The 22,998-nt window shown below is 68.0% G+C and carries 18 protein-coding genes; 10 read left to right on the top strand and 8 right to left on the bottom strand.

Annotated elements, in window-relative coordinates:
* The first annotated feature begins 14 nt into the window (after positions 1-14).
* Positions 15-2,534 carry a ligase-associated DNA damage response DEXH box helicase gene (locus H7H34_RS05140; protein ID WP_185924459.1) on the top strand — a complete coding sequence of 840 codons (2,520 nt, stop codon included), beginning with the start codon at positions 15-17 and terminating at the stop codon, positions 2,532-2,534.
* A complete protein-coding gene (pdeM, locus tag H7H34_RS05135; protein WP_371811358.1) occupies positions 2,531-3,256 on the top strand; it encodes a ligase-associated DNA damage response endonuclease PdeM in 726 nt (241 codons plus the stop codon). Before H7H34_RS05140 ends, pdeM begins: the two co-directional genes overlap by 4 nt.
* 6 nt (positions 3,257-3,262) lie before the next feature.
* Here pdeM and H7H34_RS05130 read toward each other — a convergent pair whose 3' ends face one another.
* The 4 genes from H7H34_RS05130 to H7H34_RS05115 form a co-directional block, all read right to left on the bottom strand.
* On the bottom strand, positions 3,263-3,760 hold the full coding sequence (locus tag H7H34_RS05130; protein WP_185924458.1) for a DUF3429 domain-containing protein: 498 nt from the start codon (positions 3,758-3,760) through the stop codon (positions 3,263-3,265).
* A 54-nt stretch (positions 3,761-3,814) separates the two neighbouring features.
* Positions 3,815-4,603 (bottom strand): TIGR02186 family protein, encoded by a 789-nt coding sequence (locus H7H34_RS05125; RefSeq protein ID WP_185924457.1) that lies wholly within the window; start codon positions 4,601-4,603, stop codon positions 3,815-3,817.
* Positions 4,600-5,535: a sulfite exporter TauE/SafE family protein gene (locus H7H34_RS05120; protein ID WP_120268832.1), complete on the bottom strand. Its 936-nt coding sequence runs from the start codon at positions 5,533-5,535 to the stop codon at positions 4,600-4,602. The genes H7H34_RS05125 and H7H34_RS05120 overlap by 4 nt, the downstream gene beginning before the upstream one ends.
* 234 nt (positions 5,536-5,769) lie before the next feature.
* Positions 5,770-10,083, bottom strand: a complete 4,314-nt coding sequence (locus tag H7H34_RS05115) for an SEL1-like repeat protein (RefSeq protein WP_185924456.1) — start codon at positions 10,081-10,083, stop codon at positions 5,770-5,772.
* Positions 10,084-10,429: 346 nt separating this feature from the next.
* Between H7H34_RS05115 and H7H34_RS05110 the strand changes: the two genes are divergently transcribed.
* The 4 genes from H7H34_RS05110 (at position 10,430) to H7H34_RS05095 (ending at position 15,543) form a co-directional block, all read left to right on the top strand.
* A complete protein-coding gene (locus tag H7H34_RS05110; protein ID WP_067221086.1) occupies positions 10,430-10,879 on the top strand; it encodes a MerR family transcriptional regulator in 450 nt (149 codons plus the stop codon).
* A gap of 345 nt (positions 10,880-11,224) precedes the next feature.
* A complete protein-coding gene (locus H7H34_RS05105; RefSeq protein ID WP_185924455.1) occupies positions 11,225-13,021 on the top strand; it encodes an acyl-CoA dehydrogenase C-terminal domain-containing protein in 1,797 nt (598 codons plus the stop codon).
* A 122-nt stretch (positions 13,022-13,143) separates the two neighbouring features.
* Entirely contained in the window at positions 13,144-14,268 is a 1,125-nt protein-coding gene (locus tag H7H34_RS05100) for an acyl-CoA dehydrogenase family protein (RefSeq protein WP_245165249.1), read from the top strand.
* Positions 14,269-14,334: 66 nt separating this feature from the next.
* Positions 14,335-15,543, top strand: coding sequence for an acetyl-CoA C-acetyltransferase (locus H7H34_RS05095; RefSeq protein WP_185924454.1), 1,209 nt, complete (start codon positions 14,335-14,337; stop codon positions 15,541-15,543).
* Positions 15,544-15,572: 29 nt separating this feature from the next.
* Here H7H34_RS05095 and H7H34_RS05090 read toward each other — a convergent pair whose 3' ends face one another.
* The gene (locus H7H34_RS05090) at positions 15,573-16,334 is read right to left on the bottom strand and encodes an EAL domain-containing protein (protein ID WP_185924453.1); all 762 of its coding nucleotides are present in this window, start codon (positions 16,332-16,334) and stop codon (positions 15,573-15,575) included.
* A 141-nt stretch (positions 16,335-16,475) separates the two neighbouring features.
* Here H7H34_RS05090 and H7H34_RS05085 point away from each other — a divergent pair, with 141 nt between their 5' ends.
* The gene (locus H7H34_RS05085) at positions 16,476-18,695 is read left to right on the top strand and encodes a 3-hydroxyacyl-CoA dehydrogenase NAD-binding domain-containing protein (protein WP_185924452.1); all 2,220 of its coding nucleotides are present in this window, start codon (positions 16,476-16,478) and stop codon (positions 18,693-18,695) included.
* Positions 18,696-18,803: 108 nt separating this feature from the next.
* Here H7H34_RS05085 and H7H34_RS05080 read toward each other — a convergent pair whose 3' ends face one another.
* Entirely contained in the window at positions 18,804-19,265 is a 462-nt protein-coding gene (locus H7H34_RS05080; protein ID WP_158592680.1) for an META domain-containing protein, read from the bottom strand.
* Positions 19,266-19,657: 392 nt separating this feature from the next.
* Between H7H34_RS05080 and H7H34_RS05075 the strand changes: the two genes are divergently transcribed.
* Positions 19,658-19,933, top strand: coding sequence for a DUF6460 domain-containing protein (locus H7H34_RS05075; RefSeq protein ID WP_120268825.1), 276 nt, complete (start codon positions 19,658-19,660; stop codon positions 19,931-19,933).
* A gap of 22 nt (positions 19,934-19,955) precedes the next feature.
* On the opposite strand, the gene H7H34_RS05070 is transcribed toward H7H34_RS05075, so the two are convergent.
* Positions 19,956-20,858, bottom strand: coding sequence for a histone deacetylase family protein (locus H7H34_RS05070; RefSeq protein WP_185924451.1), 903 nt, complete (start codon positions 20,856-20,858; stop codon positions 19,956-19,958).
* 119 nt (positions 20,859-20,977) lie between these two features.
* Positions 20,978-21,424 carry a MarR family winged helix-turn-helix transcriptional regulator gene (locus H7H34_RS05065; RefSeq protein ID WP_120268824.1) on the bottom strand — a complete coding sequence of 149 codons (447 nt, stop codon included), beginning with the start codon at positions 21,422-21,424 and terminating at the stop codon, positions 20,978-20,980.
* 265 nt (positions 21,425-21,689) lie between these two features.
* On the opposite strand from H7H34_RS05065, the gene H7H34_RS05060 reads away from it, so the two are divergent.
* Positions 21,690-21,962 (top strand): metal/formaldehyde-sensitive transcriptional repressor, encoded by a 273-nt coding sequence (locus H7H34_RS05060; protein ID WP_120268823.1) that lies wholly within the window; start codon positions 21,690-21,692, stop codon positions 21,960-21,962.
* Positions 21,963-22,005: 43 nt separating this feature from the next.
* A complete protein-coding gene (dmeF, locus tag H7H34_RS05055) occupies positions 22,006-22,995 on the top strand; it encodes a CDF family Co(II)/Ni(II) efflux transporter DmeF (protein ID WP_185924450.1) in 990 nt (329 codons plus the stop codon).
* Positions 22,996-22,998: the final 3 nt, after the last annotated feature.

Below are 22,998 nucleotides of genomic sequence, written 5' to 3'. Positions count from 1 at the left end.
TATCTCTGAAGCCGATGGATGCCGCAGCCTCGCCCCTTCTGCCGGAACGCTTCTCCCGCTGGTTCGAAAGCCGCGGCTGGAGCCCGCGCGCGCATCAGCTTGAGCTGCTGGAGACGGCCCGCTCGCGCCACTCGGTGCTCCTGATCGCTCCGACGGGCGCGGGCAAGACGCTGGCCGGCTTCCTGCCCAGCCTCGTCGCATTGTCCGAGCGCCCGCGCCGCAAGCCCGGTTCGGCCGGAGCGCGCCGGGGCGTCCACACGCTGTACATTTCGCCGCTGAAGGCGCTGGCTGTGGACATCGCCCGCAACCTGGAGGCGCCGGTCGCGGAGATCGGCCTCGACATCCGCATCGAGACCCGCACCGGCGACACGCCCGCCCACAAGCGGCAACGGCAGAAGCAGGTCCCGCCGGACATCCTGCTGACGACGCCGGAGCAGATTGCCCTGCTCCTGTCGGATGCGCAGGGGCGCGAGATGCTCGCCGACGTCGACACGGTGATCCTCGACGAGTTGCACGCGCTGGTGACCTCCAAGCGCGGCGATCTGCTCGCCCTCGGCCTTGCCGCGCTGCGCCGGATCGCGCCCTCGCTTCGCACCATCGGCCTGTCGGCAACGGTCGCCGAACCGGACGAGTTGCGCGCCTGGCTGGTGCCTCAGAGCGAGGACGCCCCCCGTGCCCTTGCCGATGTCGTCACGGTCGCCGGCGGCGCGGAGCCGGACATCACCATCCTCGACAGCGACGAGCGGCTGCCCTGGTCGGGACACTCGGCCCGTCATGCGGTGCCCGACATCTACCGGATCATCTCGCAGCACCGGACCTCGCTGGTCTTCGTCAACACGCGCTCGCAGGCCGAGATGCTGTTCCAGGCGCTGTGGCACGCGAACGAGGACAACCTGCCGATCGCCCTGCATCACGGCTCCCTCGACGTCGGCCAGCGGCGCAAGGTCGAGGCGGCGATGGCTTCGGGCGCCTTGCGCGCCATCGTCTGCACCTCCTCGCTCGACCTTGGCATCGACTGGGGCGATGTTGACCTCGTCATCAATGTCGGCGCGCCGAAGGGAGCAAGCCGCCTCGCCCAGCGCATAGGCCGCGCCAACCACCGCATGGACGAGCCCTCGCGCGCCATCCTGGTGCCGGCCAACCGTTTCGAGGTGCTGGAATGCAAGGCCGCGCTCGATGCCTCGCGCGCCGGCCAGCAGGACACGCCGCCGCTGCGCAAGGGCGCGCTCGACGTGCTGGCCCAGCACGTGCTCGGCTGCGCCTGCGCCGGCCCCTTCGATCCGCTCGAGCTGTTCGACGAGATCCGCTCCGCCGAGACCTATCGCGACCTCGCCTGGGAGCGGTTCGAACAGGTGATCGATTTCGTGGCGACCGGCGGATATGCGCTGCGGACCTACGACCGATATGCGCGGTTGAAGCGACAGCCGGACGGACGCTTCCGCCTGTCGCATCCCAAAGTCGCCCAGCAGTACAGGCTCAATGTCGGCACCATCGTCGAGGCGCCTATGCTCAAGGTGCGGCTGGTCCGCTCCAAGTCGGAAGGTCGGCGCACGCCGATCGGGCGCGGCGGGCGCATGCTCGGCGAGATCGAGGAATGGTTCGTCGAGCAGCTGACGCTCGGCGACACGTTCCTGTTCTCCGGCGAGATCCTGCGCTTCGAGGGGCTGCGGGAAAACGAGGCCTATGTCTCGCGTGCCCGCGCAGAGGCGCCGAAGATCCCTTCGTATCAAGGCGGCAAGTTTCCGCTGTCCACCTATCTTGCCGCCGGCGTGCGGGCGATGCTCGCCGACCCGGCCAGTTGGCAGGCCCTGCCCCACCAGGTCCGCGAGTGGCTGGAGATCCAGAAGCTGCGCTCCTCCCTGCCGCAGCCGGAGGGCCTGCTGGTCGAGACCTTCCCGCGTTCGGACAAGCATTACCTCGTCTGCTACCCGTTCGAGGGGCGCCTTGCCCACCAGACGCTCGGCATGTTGCTGACGCGGCGGCTGGAGCGGCTGGGAGCCCATCCGATGGGCTTCGTCGCCAACGACTACGCGCTGGCCGTATGGGGGCTGAGCGATCTCGACGCGCTGATCGCACGCGGCCAATTGTCACTCGACGAGCTGTTCGACGAGGACATGCTGGGCGACGATCTCGACGCCTGGCTGGCGGAATCCAGCTTGATGAAGCGCACCTTCCGCACCTGCGCGGTGATCGCCGGTCTCATCGAGCGCCGGCATCCGGGTCAGGAAAAAAGCGGTCGGCAGGTTACGGTCTCCGCCGATCTGATCTATGACGTTCTGCGCCGGCATGAGCCGGACCATATTCTGCTGCAGGCGACTTTCGCGGATGCGGCGACAGGACTTCTGGATATCTCCAGATTGGGCGAACTTCTTGCCCGAATTCGGGGGCGAATCGCGCATACTTCCCTGGCGCGGGTTTCGCCACTTGCCGTTCCGGTGATGCTGGAAATCGGCAAGGAACCCGTGTTCGGCGAGGCGCAGGAAGCGCTTCTCGCAGGGGCCGCAGGCGATCTGGTCAAGGAGGCTATGGAGTGAGGCCGTTTCTTGCCCGCAACGAGGTGCGACGCTTCGCGCCCGTTTGCCATGACATTTCCATCGCGGGCGAAATCGTCGGCCTTCACGACAGCGGTGCCATGTGGTGGCCGGACGAGAACACGCTCGTCGTCGCCGACCTGCACTTCGAAAAAGGCTCGTCCTTCGCCCGCAAGGGCTTGATGCTTCCGCCCTACGACACCGCCGCGACGCTGGAAAAGCTGGCGGAGGCCATCGACGCCTTCCAGCCGACCCGCGTGATCGCGCTCGGCGACAGTTTCCACGACGGCGAGGGGTCCGACCGCCTGCCCGCCTCCTACCGGGCGATGCTGACCACGCTGCAGCTCGGCCGCGAGTGGATCTGGGTGACCGGCAACCATGACCCCATCGCGCCGGTCGGACTATGCGGCGAAACGGTGGACGAAATCGCCCTCGGCGGCCTCCTGTTCCGCCATGAGCCGGAGGACGGCGCGCCTCCGGGCGAGATCGCCGGCCACCTGCATCCGGCCGCCCGCATCCGCCGCTATGGCCGTAGCGTGCGACGCCCGTGCTTTGCCACCGACGGAACCCGGCTGGTGCTGCCCGCCTTCGGGGTGTTTACCGGCGGGCTCAATGTGCTGGACGAGGCATGGGGCCCGTATTTTCCCGCGCGCGAGTTTTCCGTCTTCATGCTCGGCGATGGCCGACTCTATCCCTTTACCGCGACCCGCCTCGTTTCCGACTGAGCCCGCTCACGCGGCACGGCCGAGCAGCAACCCGGCGGCCGAGACAAGCAAAGCCACGGTGACCACCACGCTGAGCCGCCGCCACAATGTCGCGTACCACAGCGGCAGCGAGCCCTTGACCGCGGCCCGTTGATCCCAGCCCGCCTGCATCAGGAAGCCGCCCGCAAGTACCACCATTGCTGCGACCGGCGGCAACAGCGCGGCACCCCAGCCCAGCAGCGACGGCAATACCGACAAGGCGAACTCGCGCATGCCCCGCTGGCGCCCGGCCATGGCGACGCCCCAGCGCACCCCGCCCAGAAACGACAGGATCGCCGCGCCGTAGATCGCTGCCGCACGGGCTATCGGCTCGACGAATGACGGCTGGCTCGCCTGCAGCGCGGCATAACACAGATACAGCGCGGCGAAGACGAAAGGGAGCAGCCCGGCATAGCCGAGCCGCACGGCGCCAGCCGGGCCCGGCTGGGCTGCAAAACGGGTGAGATCGGGTTTGGCCGCCGCCATATGTACCTCCGCGCCTTTGTGCCGTCCGTGACGGGTGTTTTGCGCGGATACGTCCTAGTCGCGGCGGAAGATCACTCCGGCGAGCCAGCCGGTGAACACCGCCAGCAGCACGGCGAGAAGGCCATAGGCTGCCGAATACTGGTGAGCGAACCAATAGGTGTATTGCTCGAAGCCGGTCTTGGCGACGCGCAGAGGCATCTGCGTTTCGGCCAGCAACGTGCCTCCCTGCAGCAGGTAGACGGTCACCTTGTAGTCGCCCACGGGAATGTTCGCCGGCAGCGCCACCGAGGTGCGGAACAGCGAGTTGCCTAGGAAATCGATGACGTCGTGGCGCTCGGAATAAAGGCCGCTCGCCTGGCGCAGGCGCAGGAACGCTGCGCGGAAGTTGTCCCGGTCGCTGATCGGCACCTGCGAGGCGCGGGCGATCCGGAGATTGAGGAAATGCAGCCCGATCCGATGCTCTTCCAGAATGGCGCGCGAGGAAAGCTCGTGCGGAGGCCGGGTCGTGTGCACCGCCAGGAAGCTCGGCACCTCGGCAAAGACTTCCGCGTCCCGGTTCACCCAGATGCCGAGAAAGCGGCCCTTGCGCCGCGTGGTCACATCGCTTTCCGGCCCCGAGACAACCACCGCGATGTCGTACGGATCGGGCCGGCCGACCGTGCCCGCATCGCGGGCGATCTCGCCGAAGACGACGATGTTGGTGCCCGTATAGTTGGACTCGATCCGCACCACATCCGCCGACAGCGCCGCGGTCAGGCTCTCGGCCCGCGCGGGCGCTCCCGCTTGCGTGAACACGATGGCGAGCAGGCCGAGGACCGGCAGGAGGAGACGGCGGCCGGTCATTGCGCCGGCTCCAGGATCAAGGTGGGATCGACGGCGTAGAGCTCGTCCGGCTGCATCAGCAGGTTCACCGCGAAGCGGACGCCGACGCCCAGCACCAGCAGTGCCAGCAGCAGCCGCAGCTGGTCGCCGCGCAGCTTCTGCCCCATGCGCGCCCCGAACTGGGCGCCGATGACGCCACCCACCATCAGGAGCATGGCAAGCACGATATCGACCGACTGCGTGGACATGGCATGCAGCACGGTGGCGGCGGCCATGGTCACCAGGATCTGCAGCAGCGACGTGCCGATGACGATGTTGGTCGGCACCCGCAGGAGATAGATCAGCGCCGGCACCATCATGAAGCCGCCGCCGATACCCAGGATCGTGCCGAGAAAACCGATGATGGCGCCCAGCCCGATGATCGGAATGATGCTGACGTACAGCCGCGAGCGGTAGAACCGCACCTTCAGCGGCAGGCCGTGGACCCAGTTGTGTTGCCCGGGCCGGCGCGCCGTCACCTTGGCGCCGGAGCGTCGCCGCGCCATCGCGCGCAGGGACTCGAACAGCATCAGCCCGCCAATGGCGCTGAGGAAGGTCACGTAGGACAGCGAAATGACGAGGTCGAGCTGGCCGAGCGTCTGCAGGATGCCGAACAGCCACACGCCCACCGCCGAGCCGACGACACCGCCGACCAGCAGCATCCAGGCGAGCTTGAAGTCGATCATCTTGCGCCGCCAATAGGCGACGACGCCGGATGTCGAGGACGCGACGACCTGGGTGGTGACGGTGGCGACGGAGATGGCCGGCGGGATGCCGGAGAAGATCAGCAGCGGTGTCAGCAGGAAGCCGCCGCCGATGCCGAACAGGCCCGACAGGAAGCCCACGGCACCACCCATCCCGAACACCATGAACATGTTGATCGGCAGTTCGGCGATGGGGAGGTAAACTTGCACGGCACACCGGCGGCTTGTGGCCGCTCGTCCCCGACGGGCGGCGTGGAGGTTGATGAAATGGCCCGCTGCGCTCTCCGCCTGTGGCGATTGAGGTTCGCAGCCCCCGGAAGCCCATGCTTTTCCTAAGGATAAAGCCTGCCAGCTTCCCTTATGTCAACGTGAAACGGGCGCATTTGCGGCTGCGCCCGCTCCTTTGCGTCAACGGATCCGGCCAAGGCCTTGCACAGGGCCGGATCAGATGTTCTCGCCGGCCAGCGCCTTGACCAGATCCGGCGAGATCGCGCCGGTCACCGGCAGGCCGTTGGCCTGCTGGAAGGCGCGCACCGCCTCGCGGGTCCGCGGCCCGATCTGACCGTCCGGCGTGCCCGGATCGAATCCCCGCTGGGCCAGCAGCTTTTGCGCATTCATCACCAGTTCGCGCGGGTCCGCAGACGCGCTTGCGCGCGGTGCTTCGACCTCCGCCGGCACGGACCAGGCCGGGTTGAACTCCACCTGGTTGGCCGCCAGCGCGCGCGGGGCTTCCTTCCAGGTTTCCACCGCGATGCGCGCTTCGGCCAGTTGCTCGCGCGAGAGCATGTTGGCAAGCTCATCGCGCTTGTTGCCGGCATCCCGGTCGCCCTGGCGGGCGGCAAGGGCGAACCACTTGTAGCTCTCGACCAGGTTCTTCTCCAGGCCGAGCCCGCGAGCATAGAGAATGCCGAGATTGTACTGGCTGTCGGCGAGGCCGAAATTGGCAGCCTTCTTGAACCAGTAGGAGGCGTCGTTGAACTCCGGCGTGCCGGACAGGCCTTCCGCATACAGCACCGCGAGATTGTGCGCGGCCTTGGCGTTGCCCTGCTCGGCGGCGCGGCGATACCAGTCGCGCGCCGTCTCCAGGTTCTTCTCCACGCCGCGGCCCTTCTCGTAGAGGCTGCCGAGACGGTACTGGGCGGGTGCAAGACCGGCATCGGCGGCCTTGCGATAATAGCTGGCGGCCTGCTTCAGGTCCGGCTGGACGCCGGTGCCTTCGGTATAGTTCACCGCGATCGCGAACAGCGCGGCCGGGTCGCCCCCGGCGGCTGCCTGGCGCAGGGAGACGGGACCGGCCTCGGCCGGGATGCCGCCGATGGCCGCACCTGCTGCGGGGCCGGCCGGCGCCATCGCCGTGGTGCGAGACGCAAAGTCGAGCGAGGCAGGCGCGCTGCCCGGCGTCTGGAACTGCGCACCGGGGATGGTGCCGGGAATGGCGCCCGGAGCGGTCGAGAAGGCGTTGCCGGACACGGCCGGCGGCGCGAAGGCGAGATCGGATCCCGGCTCGGAGGCAGGCGCGCTCTGCGGCCCGGCCAGCGGAACGTCGCCCCCGGTCGCGGCCGGGCGGTCCTGCACCAGGTCCGGCATGTCCATGCCGCTCATCCCCGCATCCGCCGTCGACACGGCCGCTGGCGGCGGCGAGACCGGCTCGGGCGGGGCTTCGCTCGCGAGCTGCCGTGCCTCGGGTACGCGCGCCTTGGCGCCGGCTTCGGCCACGCCCGTGTCTGCGGTCGCGACAGGCGGCACATTGGTCGTCGCCTCGATGGTCGGCGGGGTCTCAAGCGAAGCGATGTTGCGCTCGGCCGGCGAGACCAGCTTGAAGATCTGCAGCGCACCGACCGCGATGATCACGGCGGCGGCGGCCAGCATCACCGCGCGGCGACCGCCTGCGGAGAACAGCCTGCGGCCGCCCTTGTCTTCGGTCTCCACCTCTTGCGCGTCGACGGACGCCGCAGCGCGCATGTCGGCACGCAGCTCATCGGCGAGCTCCTCGCGGCGGCTGCGCGCGGCATCCGAGCGCGGCCCGTCGCGGCGATCGCCGGCAAGCGGCCGCGGCTCCACGACCTCGGCGGTCTCGGCTTCCGGCGCATCCTTGCTCTTTGCCTTGCCGCGCGCGAGCTTGGAGCGCAGCCAGCCGGCGGCGCTGGCGCGCGGCTTGTCGTCGGATGAGGAGGACGTGAGGCTCCCGAAGGACAGACCCGAGCCGGACGCGTTGGCTTCCTCGCTCGCCGCCTGGGCGGCACGGCGGGCTGCGGCGATGAAGTCGGCCTTGCGGTCGCGCCCGTCCTGCGGCTGCGCACCGGTGCGCCCCGCACCCATCGGCGAGGAGGGACGCGCGCCGGCCGGGCGGGCAGCCGAGCGCTGCGGCGGCACGGAGCCATCGGCAGCGGCGGCGGCCGGCATCTCGGCACGCGGCATGATCGGCGCTTCCATGCGCGGCTGCGCCTGCTGGCGCACGCGCGGCTTGCCGGAGCCCGGCTCCAGCGGCCGGTCGTCTTCCGGACCCGGAGGCGGCATCGTGGCGACGCGGGTGTCCTGCTCCAGCGCCATCAGACGGTTGTTGATCGACGCCAGTACGTCCTGGACGCTGTCCATGGATTCGCGGGCACGCCGCTCAGAACTGGTCGCCGCCTCCATCAGGCGGTGCAGGTCGCCGCGCAGGGCCTGGGCGACATCGCCGCCCCCTGCCCCGCCCGACTGCAGCGCGCTCTGGATCTCGCCGAGACGGGCAAAGCCGCTGTCGGCTGCATCCAGCTTCGCGGCAAGCGCCGCGATCTTGTCCTCGACCTGCGACAGCACCGCCACGTCGTCGCTCGACGCGCCGCGGTTCACGGCCTCGGCAAGATCGCGCAGCTGCGCTTCCAGCTCGACCACGGAGACCGGCTGGGACACGCTGTCGCGCAGCGAGACGATCTCGCGGCGCAGGCTCTCGAACTCGTCGGCGCCGGCGGACGCGCGGCCCGCCTCGAAGCGCTCGTTGAGATTGGAGATGCCGGCCTCCAGGCGGGCGATCAGGTCCGCCTCGATGCTGCCCTGCTGGCCCTCGGCGACGAGCGTCACCCGGTCCGGCCGGTCGAGGGCATTGATCTTGCCGTCGATGGCGGCAAGGCGCTTTTCCAGCAGCGTGAAGGCCGCGTCATAGCTCGGCGGCATCTGCCGCGCGGTCTCGATCCGCTTCAGCCGGCCGGCGATCTCGCCCAGCTTCTCGTCGAGCTGCGGATCGGTGCGGGTGTTGCGATCATCGGCCAGCATGCTGGCGATCTCTTCCAGGCGATCCTGCAGCCGGTCGACCGCGCCCGACTGGGGCAGCCGGTGCTCGATGGCGCCCATCCGCTCGGACAGGTGGCGCTGCTCGTCGACCAGCCGGTCGATCGTATCGAACCGCTGGGCCAGCGCGGTCATGCGCTCGTCGATGCCCGCGAGCAGGTCGCCGACGTCGAAGCGCTCGACAAGATCGCGCACCGCGCGGATCTCGCCGCGCAGCAGGTCGAGATCGGCACCGCCGCTGCGACGCACGAGTTCCTCCACCCGGTGGCCGATATCGGCCACCCGGTCGTCGAGCGCGGCGATCTGGTCGCCGCGCGGCACGATGCGGAACGCTTCCTCGATATCGGCGAGACGACGGCCGAGATCGGCGACGAGCCGGGGCTCCAGCTGGTCGCGGGACATCTCGTCGAGGCGCTGGACGAGGTGTGCATAGCCGCTTTCCAGCGTCTGCAGCATGCCCTCGACATTGGACTGGTCGATCATCGACCGCAGATCGGAAATCTCGGCACGGACCTCACGCACGATCCGCATGTCGCCCCGGTCGGCACGCAGCCGCTCCACCGCATCCGACAGGCGGCGCATCTCGCCGGTGTCGCGGGAGACGGTCCGCTCGCGCTCGGCGCGCAGGCTCTGGGTGAGGAAACCACGCAGGTCGGCAATCTCGCGCCGCAGCACGCCCAGCTGGTCGTCCCGCGCGCCGGTGGCGCGGTCAACCCGGTGGGCAAGATCGCGGATGAGCGGGCGCAGGTCCTCCTCGGACCGGTCCTCGCGCCAGTCCGCCGGCTGGCGATAGCCGTCCTCGCGCGCCTCGCGCCAGGTGCTGCGCGCCGGCGACACAGCCTCGCGGGGCTCGCCATAACCGTCGTCCGCCAGATCGTCGTAAGCCGCCTCGCTGTCGTCATAGGCGGCGGGCTGACGGGTGTCGTAACGGGCGGTGCGGCGGGGATCGCGCGGGGCGTCGAAGCCCTCGTCCTGCCAGTCCTCGCTCCACGTCTCGCGGGCCTGCGGCGGCGCGGCGCGGCGCGGGGCACGCGCCGGGGCGGCAGCGCGAGCCGGAGCGCTCGCACGGACCGGGCGCATCGTCCGCTCCTCGGCGTCGGCCTCGTTGGAGAGATCCTCGACCCGGCGGTCCAGCCGGTCGAGCGCGTTCAGCACCGCCTCGATGCGGCCGCTGCGCGATCCGGCGGGCGCACGCGCCGGGGCGGCGGCGGGCGCTGCGGGACGTTCGTTGCGGGCCCGAGCGGCAGCCGCGCGGCGTGTCTGCCGGTTGCCTGCGGGGGCGGGCTGCGGCGTGTCCATGAGACGGCCCAGGGCATCTGCGACATCGTTGAGCTGCTCGCGCGCCCTCGCCCGTTCACCGCGCTGCGGATCGGCAGCCGGCGCCCGGCGCCGCGGCTCGTACCAGCTTTCCGGATCGCCATGCGCTTCGCGCCCGTAGCCGTCTTCCTGCGGAAGGCCGCGTTCACTGCGATGTCGCGCGTTCCAGGACATGAACTGCCTCTCAAACCCATGTGGGGCGCGTGCGCGCCAGCAATCTTCTTCGCCCCAGGTCGGAACACGGCTACACAGGACCCGGACGAGCTTGCCGTAAACTGTCGCCGCTTATGGTAAACAGGCCGTTAAGTCCGGGATTTACATGCTTAACGACTGGTAAACGCGCCTTGCGGATCGCAAGCCTGCCTCCCGCACGCGTTCGCCAGGAAGCTTGACGCTTACGTCCACGGAATGTATCCCGGAGGCAGGTGACGTAGTGTCACGCTCCCACACACCCGCCGGACCCGCGCGGAGCGATGCCCGCTCCTGCCCCTCGTCTTTCGGGATACTCAAGGAAAATGCCATGAGCGAAGCGCTCTCGGTCAACAACGATATCGTCGAGGCAGTCGCCGCAAAGGACGAAACGACGAAGAAGACGCTCTTCACCATCGGAGACCTTGCCAAGGAATTCGATGTCACCTTGCGTACTCTTCGCTTCTACGAGGACAAGGGCCTTCTGAATCCTCGCCGTGACGGCATGACCCGCATCTACACCCGGCGCGACCGGGCCCGGCTGAAGCTGGTGCTGATGGGCAAGCGCGTCGGCTTCTCGCTGGCCGAGATCCTCGACATGCTCGATCTCTACGACCTGCGCGACGGCCAGGTGACCCAACTCAAGGTGGCTCTGTCGCGCTTCCAGGGCCAGATCGACGTGCTGGTGAAGCAGCGCCGCGACATCGATCAGGCCATCGAGGAGCTCGGCCGGACGGTGGAGATCGTCTCCGGCATGCTGAAGGAAAAGGAGAGCGACTGAGTCGCGCCTTCCGATTGCAACAGGGGCGGCCTCGCCGCCCGGCACCTTGCAGCAGTTTCCGAACCCGTGCCGCCACCGCGGCGCGGGTTTTTGCGTTCCGGCCTCCGAATTTTGCCGCGCCGGTACGATTTTGTTCCGAATCTCCGTGATTTCGCCCCGAAGACGGCCGAGATTGATGCCTGCGGGACTTTTTTCAGCCCCCTGCCGTTGGGACATCCCTTGCGAGGCCCGGCCGGCAGCCATATAACCAGCTCAAGGTGACGTTTACGGAAACGTCAGGTCCATGATGCGGACTGCCCGTCGCAACCGGCATCCCAGCCGGGCCGACCTACCGGGAGGATGACCATGCCGAGCTACACCGCCCCCGTCCGGGATGTGATGTTCCTGCTGAACGAGGTGCTGGGCTTCGACCGCCACGGCAACCTGCCGGGCTTTGCCGATGCGACGCCCGATCTTCTCGAGGCGATCCTGAACGAGGGCGCGCGCTTCTGCCAGGAGGAGTTGGCTCCGCTCAACGCCACCGGCGACCGCGAGGGCTGCACCCGTCACGACGACGGCAGCGTGACGACGCCCAAGGGCTTCCGCGCCGCCTACGACACCTACCGCGAGAACGGTTGGATCGCCCTGTCGATGCCGGAGGAGTATGGCGGCCAGGGCCTGCCGACCACGCTCAACTCGGTGATGCAGGAGTTCATTTCCGGCGCCAACCTTGCCTGGGGCATGTATCCGGGCCTGTCGCAGGGCGCGGCCGCCGCCATCCAGGTGCATGGCAGCGCGGAACAGAAGGCGCTCTACCTGCCGAAGCTTGCCACCGGCGAATGGTCGGGCACCATGAACCTGACCGAGCCGCATTGCGGCACCGATCTTGGCCTCATCAAGACCAAGGCCGTGCCGCAGGGCGACGGCACCTACCGCATCTCGGGCCAGAAGATCTTCATCTCCGCCGGCGAGCACGACCTGACGGAGAACATCGTGCACCTGGTGCTGGCCCGCATCGAGGGCGCACCGGAGGGCACCAAGGGCATCTCGCTGTTCATCGTGCCGAAGTTCCTGCCCGATGCCGACGGCAAGCCGGACGCGCGCAACGCGGTGTCCTGCGGCTCGCTGGAAGAAAAGATGGGCATTCACGGCAACGCCACCTGCGTCATGAACTACGACGAGGCGACCGGCTGGCTGATCGGCGAGGAAAACCGCGGCCTCAACGCGATGTTCGTGATGATGAACGAGGCGCGCCTTGCCGTCGGCGTGCAGGGTCTCGCCCAGTCGGAGGTCGCCTATCAGAACGCCCTGGCCTATGCCCGCGAGCGGCTGCAGGGCCGGGCGCTGACCGGCCCGAAGAACCCGGACGGCAAGGCCGACCCGATCATCGTGCATCCGGACGTGCGCCGCACGCTGCTGTCGATCCGCGCCTTCAACGAGGCGGCCCGCGCGCTGGTCCTGTGGACCGCACTGCAGTCGGACATCTCGCACCGTTCCTCGGACAAGGGCGAGGCCCAGGCGGCGGACGACCACATGGGCCTGATGACGCCGGTCATCAAGGGCGTGCTCACGGACAAGGGGTTCGAGAACGCGGTGGCAGCGCAGCAGATGCTGGGCGGCCACGGCTATATCGAGGAATGGGGCATGTCGCAGTTCGTGCGCGATGCCCGCATCACCATGATCTACGAGGGCGCCAACGGCATCCAGGCGCTGGATCTCGTCGGACGCAAGCTGCCGCGCGACGGCGGCCGGGCGGTGATGGCCTTCTTCAACGAGGTCGGCACCTTCCTCAAGGAGATCTCCGGCGACGAGACCCTCGCCCCGCTCGCCGGGCCGCTCAAGGTGGGTCTCGACGACCTGCAGAAGGCGACCATGTGGTTCATGAGCAATGCCATGACCAAGCCGGACAATGCCGGCGCCGGCTCGACCGACTACATGCATCTCTTCGGCATCGTCGCGCTCGGCTACATGTGGGCGCGCATGGCGAAGAGCGCGCAGGCCGCCCTCGCCTCGGGAGCGGACGGCGACAAGACCTTCTACGAGACCAAGCTGACGCTCGCCCGCTACTTCATGGAACGGCACATGCCCGAGACGGGGCTGCGCCTCGCCCGGGTCTCGGCCGGCGCCGACACGATGATGGGCCTCGACGCCGCCGCCTTCTGAAGGCAGCGCGAAGGCCCGAACGAAAGGGAGCGGCGCACCTCGCGCGCCGCCCCGCACAACGACAAAACCGTCGCAGGGAGGAAAGCGGCTTGAACGTGCTGAACGCCGGAACGCCGGCATGGATGAGCGATGAACTGACGATGCTCGACGACGCCTTCACGCGTTTTCTCGAGCGGGAGATCGCCCCGGACTACGAGACCTGGGTGGAGGACGGCTGCGTCACGCGCGAGGCATGGGAAAAGACCGGCGCCGGCGGGTTCCTGTGCTCCGGCATGCCGGAGGAGTACGGTGCGGCCGGCGGCACCTTCGCGCATGAATCCGTGATCATCCGCCGCCTCGGCCTTGCCGGCTTCGACCATTTCGGCATCGCGCTGCATTCGGCTATCGTCGCGCCCTACATCAAGCATTACGGCTCGCCGGAGCAGAAGGAACGCTGGCTGCCGAAGCTCGCCACCGGCGAGATGATCGGCGCCATCGCCATGACCGAGCCGGGCGCGGGCTCCGACCTGCAGTCGATCCGCACCAGCGCGGTGCGCGACGGCAACCACTACCGGATTTCCGGCGCCAAGACCTTCATCACCAACGGGCAGCTGGCGAACCTGATCATCGTCGTCGCCAAGACCGATCCGGCGGCAGGGTCCAAGGGCGTGTCGCTTTTCGTGCTGGAGACGGACGGGGCGGAAGGCTTCCGGCGGGGCCGCAACCTCGACAAGCTCGGCTTCAAGGGTAACGACACGTCGGAGCTGTTCTTCGACGACGTGCGCGTACCGGCAGATGCGCTGCTTGGCCCGGAAGAGGGGCGCGGCTTCTATCAGCTGATGGAACAATTGCCGCAGGAGCGGCTTCTGGTGGCGGTGCAGGCGATGGCGGCGATCGAGCGCGCGCTCGCCCTCACCCTCGACTACGTCAAGGAACGGCAGGCCTTCGGCAAGCGCATCCTCGACTTCCAGAACACCCAGTTCAAGCTTGCCGAGCTGAAGACCGAGGCAACCATCGGCCAGGTCTTCGTCAACGACTGCATCGCCCGGCACGTGGCCGGCGAACTCGACGGGGCCACCGCCTCGATGGCGAAATACTGGACCACGGACCTGCAGTCCAAGGTCATGGACGAGTGCCTGCAGTTCTTCGGCGGCTATGGCTACATGAACGAATATCCGATCTCCCGGCTCTACGCCGATGCCCGCGTGCAGCGGATCTACGCCGGGACAAACGAGATCATGAAGGTTCTGATCGCCCGCAGCCTCTAGGGCTGCGGGTACGCATTCGCCGCCCCTTGAAGGGGCCGAACGGCAGGACGGATCAAGGAGGCATTGATGGCCGACGCACTGATTTTCGACCATGTTCGCACGCCGCGCGGGCGCGGCAAGAAGGACGGCTCCCTCTATGAGGTGCCGGCGGTGCGGCTGGCGGCCGAACCGCTCAAGGCGCTGCGCGAGCGCAACGGGCTCGACACGAAGCTCGTCGACGATGTGGTCCTTGGCTGCGTCGATCCGGTCGGCGAGGCCGGCGGCGACATCGCCCGCGCCGCGGTCTTCGCAGCCGGCTACGACCACGCGGTCCCGGGCGTCCAGCTCAATCGCTTCTGCGCCTCCGGTCTCGATGCCGTGAACTTCGGCGCGGCGCAGGTCATGGCCGGCCAGCACGATCTCGTCGTCGCGGGCGGCGCGGAGTCCATGAGCCGCATCGGCATCGGCGCCTCGGGCGGCGCCTGGCCGGTCGATCCGCAGGTCGCCCTGCCCTCCTACTTCATGCCGCAGGGCGTTTCGGCCGACCTCATCGCCAGCAAGTACGGCTTCTCCCGCGATGACGTCGACGGCTACGCGGTGGAAAGCCAGAAGCGCGCCGCCAACGCCTGGGACAAGGGCTATTTCTCCCGCTCCGTCGTGCCGGTGCGCGACATCAACGGCTTGACCATCCTCGGCCGCGACGAGCACATGCGGCCCGAGACCGACATGCAGTCGCTGGCCGCCCTGAACCCGTCCTTCGAGATGATGGGCCAGATGGGCGGCTTCGATGCGGTGGCGATCCAGGCCCATCCCGAACTCGCCTCGCTCACCCATGTGCACCACGCGGGCAACTCGTCGGGCATCGTAGATGGGGCCGCCGCTGTTCTCATCGGCAACCGCAAGGCCGGGCGCAAGGCCGGCCTGACGGCGCGCGCGCGCATCCGCGCCTTCGCCAATATCGGCTCGGAGCCCGCCCTGATGCTGACCGGGCCGGTGGACGTCACCGAGAAGCTGCTCGCCAGCGCGAAGATGTCGCTGAAGGACATCGACCTGTTCGAGATCAACGAGGCCTTCGCCTCGGTGGTGCTGCGCTACCGGCAGGCCTTCGACCTCGACCCGGCCATCGTCAACGTCAACGGCGGGGCCATCGCCATGGGCCATCCGCTGGGAGCGACCGGCGCGATGATCCTCGGCACGGTGCTCGACGAGCTGGAGCGGCAGGACCTCAACACCGCGCTGGTGACGCTGTGCATCGGCGCCGGCATGGGCACGGCAACGATCATCGAGCGGGTGTGAGCGTGACGGGGCCCGGCGAAATGGCGGAGCTAGGCGACCTGCACGGCCTTTGCACGGTCGAAGGCGGGCAGCGCGGCCAGGGTCGGACGTGCCAGGTAGTAGCCCTGCACAAGCGAGATTCCCGCCGCTCGCAGCACCGTCAGCTCGGCCTCGGTCTCGATACCTTCGGCAAGCACCGTGATGTCGAGCTGGCGGCAGATGCCGATGATGCCGGCAACGATCGCCTGGCGGGCCGGGCTGGTGTCGATATCGCGCACCAGGTCCATGTCGATCTTGACCAGGTCGGGCTGGAAATTGGCGAGAAGCTTCAGGCCGGCATAGCCGGCGCCGAAATCGTCGATGGCCGTGATGAAGCCGCGCCGCTTGTACTCCGCGATGATGCCCTTCACATGCCCGGTGTCGATCATCGGTTCGTTTTCGGTGAACTCGAACATGATCCGGTCGAGCGCAAATCCGGCGCGGCCGGCGGCAAGCAACGTCGTGCGGATGCAGGCGGCCGGATCGTAGACCGCGTTGGGCATGAAGTTGATGGACAGCCGCGTATCGCCGTCGCCGAAAAGCTCGGCGGCAAGCTCGATCGCCTTGACCCGGCAGGCCTGATCGAAACGGTAGCGGTTTTCCGGAGTGACCCGTCCGAGGATCGCCCCGGCGGACTCCCCGTCGATGCCGCGCACCAGGGCCTCATAGCCCCATATCCGGTTCCGGTTGAGGTCGATGATCGGCTGGAACGCCATCGTGAAGTCGAAATCCAGGCGAGCGCCGTCGCGGCATCCTTCGCACTGTCCGCTCATCCGGCACTCTCCTGCTGGCAGCCTGTTACCTCAACGCGTTCTACCAGCCCCAAATTGCCATTTGCTTACCCGGCGCACCCGCACGGCAGCGCATTTTTCCAACGCAACAACGGCACGCGCCACTGACATCAGGAGGCCGACATGGCTTACAGGAACTTCACCCTGACCACCGACGCCGGCATCGCCCACATCGTCTGGGACATGCCGGGCAAGAGCATGAACGTCATCGACATGTCGGTGATGGACGAGCTGGACGCCATCGTCGATGCGGTGGCGGGCGATGCGACCGTCAAGGGCGCCGTCATCACCTCGGGCAAGGCCGCCTTTTCCGGCGGCGCCGACCTCACCATGCTGGAAGGGCTGCTGCGCGACTTCCATGCCAAGCGGGCGAAGGATCCGGAAGGGGCGGCGCGGATGCTGTTCGACGGCTCCCGGCGCCTGTCGCAGATCTTCCGCAAGCTGGAGACCTGCGGCAAGCCGTTCGTCGCGGCGATCAACGGCACCTGCATGGGCGGGGCGACGGAACTGGCTCTGGCCTGCCATGCGCGGGTGGCGGCCGAGGACGATGCCTTCAAGATGGCCCTGCCGGAGGTCAAGGTCGGCCTCTTCCCCGGCGCCGGCGGCACACAGCGCGTCATGCGCATGGCCGACAGCCAGCAGGGCCTGCAGTTCCTGCTGCAGGGCAAGACGCTGAACGCTGCCCAGGCCAAGGCGATGAAGCTGATCGACGAGACCGCGCCTGCAAAGAAGCTGATGGCGGCGGCCGTGAAGATGCTGAAAGCGGGTGTCGATCCGGTCAAGCCGTGGGACCAGAAGGGCTTCCGCCTGCCGGGCGGGGGGATCTACTCGCCGGCCGGCTTCCAGTTCTGGCCGGCGGCCAACGCCATCTACCGGCGCGAGACCCATGACAACTATCCCGGTGCCCGGGCCCTGCTGCAGGCGGTCTACGAAGGCCTCTTGATGCCGATGGACCAGGCGCTGACGGTGGAAAGCCGCTACTTCGCCCATGTGCTGCAGACGCCGGAAGCGGCGAACATGATCCGCTCGCTGTTCGTCTCCATGCAGGAGCTGAACAAGGGCGCCCGCCGGCCGACCTCGGTCAAGCCGAACCGCATTAGGAAGGTGGGCATTCTCGGCGCCGGCTTCATGGGCGCCGGCATTGCCTATGTCACCGCCAAGGCCGGCATCGACGTGGTGCTGATCGACCGCGACCAGGCGGCGGCAGACAAGGGCAAGGCCCATTCCGACGAGCTGGTCTCCAAGGCGATCAAGCGCGGACGGGCCAGCGAGGCCGACAAGGTGGCGCTGCTGTCGCGCATCACAGCAACGTCCGACTACGAGGCACTGGCGGATTGCGACCTGGTCATCGAGGCGGTGTTCGAGGACCGCGAGGTCAAGCGCGTCGTCACGGAGAAGGCCGAGGCGGTGCTGAAGTCGAAGGCGATCTACGCCTCCAACACCTCGACCCTGCCGATCACCTCGCTCGCCGAGGCCTCGAAGCGGCCGAAGAACTTCATCGGCATCCACTTCTTCTCGCCGGTCGACAAGATGATGCTGGTCGAGGTGATCCTCGGCAAGAAGACCGGCGACAAGGCGCTGGCCATGGCGCTCGACTACATCAAGGCGATCAAGAAGACGCCGATCGTCGTCAACGACTCGCGCGGCTTCTACACCTCGCGCGTCGTCATGACCTATATCCGCGAAGGCCTGATGATGCTGGCCGACGGGGTTCCGGCCGCGATGATCGAGAACTGCGGCCGCATGGCCGGCATGCCGGTCGGCCCGCTGTCGCTCGGCGACGAGGTGGCGCTGGACCTTGCCTGGAAGATCGTCTCGGCAACGCGCAAGGACCTCGGCGTCAAGTATGTGGAAGGCCCGCTCGACAACATCCTGGAAGAGATGGTGGTGAAGCGCGAGCGGTTCGGGCGCAAGAACGGCAAGGGCTTCTACGACTATCAGGGCCGCGACAAGAAGCTGTGGCCCGGCATTCCCGAGGTGGTCGGCAAGCCCAAGCCCGCCGATGCCTTCGACGTGGAGGAGCTGAAGCAGCGCTTCCTCGTCATGCAGGCGCTGGAGACGGCGCGGATCTTCGAGGAGAACTGCCTGACGGACGTGCGCGAGGCGGATGTCGGATCGATCCTCGGCTTCGGCTTCGCGCCGTTCACCGGCGGCACCCTGTCCTATATCGACGGCATGGGCACCGCCGCCTTTACCGAGCTGTGCCGCAAGTTCACCAAGAAGTGGGGGCCGCGGTTCAAGCCGAACCGCCTGCTCAAGGAGATGGCCAAGACCGACGCCCGCTTCTACGAGCGCTTCGCTCCCGAGAAGGGACCGGATGCCGGCGAGCGCGAGGCGGCATAGGGCGCCGCTTTCCGCCTCACCACAAATGCGAAGGGCGGCCTCGGCCGCCCTTTTGCGTTTTTCGAACAGGGCAGTGCCCTGTCCCCGCGTCCTTGCGGGCAGGCGATGCTACTTGTTGACCAGCAGCAGCACGGCCGCGCCGGACTGGTCGCGCAGCAGCACGCGTCCGGGGATGCCGTCGACCTGGGTCACGGCCGGGAAGAAATGCAGGAACCGGCGCTCGAGATCGCCGGACGGGCCCTCGCAAGCCATTTCCGTGGCCATCACGCGGGTCGAGACGGAGAGCGCGTGCCCCATCTGCTGCAGCGTGCCGCGCAGGCGGTTGCAGCCGGCCGAGGCCAGCCACATGCCGTGGCGGTCGATGGTCACTTCCGTGCGGCTGGACAGGCCCTGGTCGACATCGACCAGCGCGCCGCCCGGCGCGGCAAGCGCCTCGATCCGCCATGTACCGGTCACGGAAAGGTCCTGCGCCTCGGCACTCGAGGGGTGGGCGGAAAGGCCGACCAGCGGCGCTGCGGCGAGCGCAAGGACGGCGATCTTTCGCAAGAGGGCAAGGGTCTGAAGTGGCATGTCGACGGGCATTCCTGGCTTGTCGGGCCCCGCGCCGCAGCGGCACGGAGCCTTCGGCTTCGACGGTCGGTTCGCTTTCCGGCTCCGCCTGACCGGGGCTGGAGCCGTGTCCGGGCGCTCCGAAAAGGACCGCCGGCAATGAGGACGCATCTGGGCTCGCCGCCTCCCGAGCCTGAGCGATCCGGACAAATGCCGCATGAATCGCCCGCATCCCGCGACACGAGATGTCACGCTCCAATGTGGCATCATATTGACATTATCACATAGGGCGCCGCGAAAGGAGCGGAGACGATTTTGCGTTTGATCCGAGCCACCCGCCCGCCTACATCTCAGGGACACGGGATGGCGCGCAGGCCTTGCGAGCCCCCGGCAGCCTTTGCAGGAACCAGCGCATGTCCAACAGCCCGATCAGCCGCTTTCTCGGAGACTCTCCCGCCCGGGTGATCCTCAAGCTGTTGTTCCTGTCCTTCGTCGTCGGCGTGCTGATGTCGGCGCTCGGCCTGTACCCGCTCGACATCTTCGACGGGATCGTCTCCTTCATCCGACGCTTGTGGGATCTCGGCTTCGAAGCGCTCGGCCAGCTCGGCGGTTATTTCGTGCTCGGCGCCATGGTGGTGATCCCGGTGTGGGTGGTGCTGCGGCTGATGAGTCTCGGCCGGCGCAGCTGAGCCGGCCCCTCCCCTTGCGGCTTCAGGCGACCTCTGCCGCTGCCCGGTGCAGGATCGTGTGGCGGCGCGCCAGCCTGTCGATATCCTCCAGATAGCCGCCGCCGATGACCCCGGCGAGCGGGACCCCGGCCTTGCGCACCTGTTCCACGACATAGCGGTCGCGGGCGGCCAGTCCCTCGTCGCTCAGCGACAGCCGGCCCAGCCGGTCCTCCTCGTGCGGGTCGACGCCGGCATTGTAGAAGACGATGTCGGGGCGGAAGGCGGCAAGCGCTGCCGGCAGCACATCCGCCAGCGCTTGAAGATAAGCCGCATCGCGCAGCCCGTCCTCCAGCGGCACGTCGAGGGTCGAGGGCACCTTGCGGACGGGATAGTTGCGGGCCGCATGCAGCGACAGCGTGAAGACCGCCTCGTCGCCGGCAAAGATCTGCGCGGTGCCGTCGCCCTGATGCACATCTAGATCGACGACCATGGCGCGCCGGATCGCCCGGTCCGCCATCAGCAGGCGGATCGCGACCGCGACATCGTTGAAGACGCAGAACCCCGCCCCGTGCGAGCTGCGGGCGTGATGGCTGCCGCCGGCAGTGTTGCAGGCGATGCCCCGGTCCAGCGCCAGAAGCGCGGTCAGCACCGTGCCGGCGGTGGCGCAGCGGGCGCGGAAGCCGACGCTCTCGCTCATCGGCAGGCCGATCTCGCGGGCGATGGGCGCCGGCACATCGGCGGCGAAAACCTGGTCGACATAGGCCCGGTCATGGGCGAGCGCGATCCATTCCGCCGGTGCGGGCGCCGGCCGGTGAAAGCCGTCCGGCGCGACCAGCCCGTCCTCGACGAGCACTTCCGCCACGCGGCGGAACTTGTTCATCGGAAAGCGGTGGGCGGCGGGGATATCGGCGCAATAGGCCGGATGATGGACGATGGCGAGCGACATGCGGAACTCGGAACCCGGTTGCAAGACCAAGTGGGGACAGACGCTTATACGCTCCGCAGGACGCAGGAGACCAGTGCGGGGGCATCCCGTGGCGGAACGCCCCCGCACCTTGCAGGGTCTCAGACGATGGCCGCCCTCAAGGGGACCGTCCGGCTCGCCGCCGGACCGGCCAGGCCGCGATGCAACTCGGCCAGTTGGCCCTCGCTGATCGACATGGCCGGCAGACCGGCCACCACGTCGGCAACGATGGCATCGGCATCGGCAAGCAGGACCTCGCCGGCCTGCGTCAGCCGCGCCAGGCTCTGGCGGGCATCGCGCTCGCCCTTTTCCGTGACGACGTAGCCGAGCTTCTCGAGCGGCTTCAGTGCGCGGGTCACCGCCGAGGGCGTCAGGCCGACGGACTGGGCCAGTTCCACCCGCATGGCGCGGCTGCCGGGAAAGTCCGACAGGCTCTTGAGCAGGCGATACTCGCGGAAGCTGACGCCGCGAGCGCCGGCAAGCGGGCGGTCGAGCCGCTTCTCGATGAGGCCGGCAATGTCGAGAAGGGTGAAGACAAGCGCGTTCATGACACGAAACCTTCCATTTGCGTGATTGTTGCAGTCTATATACGTGAGTCCTCACGTATTTCAAGAGACAATCGGTTCAGGCAGGGAAATCCGGCGCCAACCCTCGATCTCCCGCACCGTCCAGCCACGCCCGAAAGCCGACCTCACCGGTGCGCCTCTGCCCCGCATGACGCGTCAGACACCACGAGGCGCGGCCGGACTTCCCATTTCGGATCGCGTATAATATAGTCCCCTATACTATACAGGGAAGGCACGGACAGGCACGATGTCCCATACCGTTCGCGACGGGCAGAAGCTGATTGCCCGGGTTCGCCGTCTCAAGGGGCAGCTCGAAGGCATCGAGCGCGCGCTGGAGGCCCAAAAGCCCTGCGCCGAAATCCTGCGTCAGCTCGCCTCCGCCAGAGGCGCCCTGAGCGGCCTCACCGCGGAAGTGATGGAAGGCCACCTTCACGAGCATGTTCTTCACGCGCAGACCGAGGCCGAGCGCCGGCAGGGCAGCGAGGAGCTGCTCGAGGTCATCCGCACCTACATGAAATAGGCCGGCATCAAATAGGCCGGGCAGCCGGCGACGGGAGAGTGCAATGGCACCCGAAACCATCTCCACCTACACGCACGGACACGACTTTCTCGGCTCGCAGCATCGGCGCAACGAGCGGCGTGTCTGGCTGGTCATTGCCCTCACGGCAACAATGATGGTCGTCGAGATCGCCGCCGGCACGCTCTTCGGCTCGATGGCGCTGCTCGCCGACGGCTGGCACATGTCCACCCACGCAGCCGCCCTGCTCATCACCGCCCTTGCCTATCTGTTCGCACGCCGGCATCGCAACGATCCGCGCTTCAGCTTCGGCACCGGAAAGCTCGGCGATCTCGGCGGCTTCGCCAGTGCCATCGTGCTGGCGCTCGTCGCGCTGCTGATCGGATGGGAAAGCCTGCTGCGCCTCGCCAACCCGGTGGCGATCAGCTTCGAGCAGGCGATTGCCGTCGCCGTCATCGGGCTGGTGGTGAACCTCGCCTGCGCCTGGCTGCTCAGGGACGATCATGGTCACCATCATCACGGCCATCATCATTCCCATCACGGCCATCATCATCACGACCACGCCCACCATGACGCGCACGACCATTCCGGCCACGGCCCGGCGCGCGACAACAACCTGCGCGCCGCCTACCTGCATGTGCTGGCCGACGCCCTGACATCGGTTCTCGCGATTGCCGCATTGCTGCTCGGACGCAGCCAGGGCTGGCTCTGGGCCGATCCGCTGATGGGTGTCGTCGGTGCGCTGATCATCGCGCGCTGGTCGTGGGGCCTGATCCGCGCGACCGGCGCGGTGCTGCTGGACCGCACACCCGAGGACGAGCACTTGCCGGAGGAGATCCGCAAGGCGATCGAGACCACAGGCGACCGCATCTGCGACCTGCATGTCTGGCAGGTCGGGCCCGGCCACCACGCCGCCATCGTGTCCTTGGTGTCGAACGCGCCGAGGGACCCGGCGCATTACAAGGCAAGGCTCGCGCGGATCGCGGCGCTGTCCCACATCACGGTCGAGGTTCAGCCGGGACCGCACTCGGCCTGAGCC

The organism is Stappia sp. 28M-7, assembly GCF_014252955.1.
Classification (GTDB): Bacteria; Pseudomonadota; Alphaproteobacteria; order Rhizobiales; family Stappiaceae; genus Stappia.
This window is presented reverse-complemented; position numbering and strand designations above follow the sequence as displayed.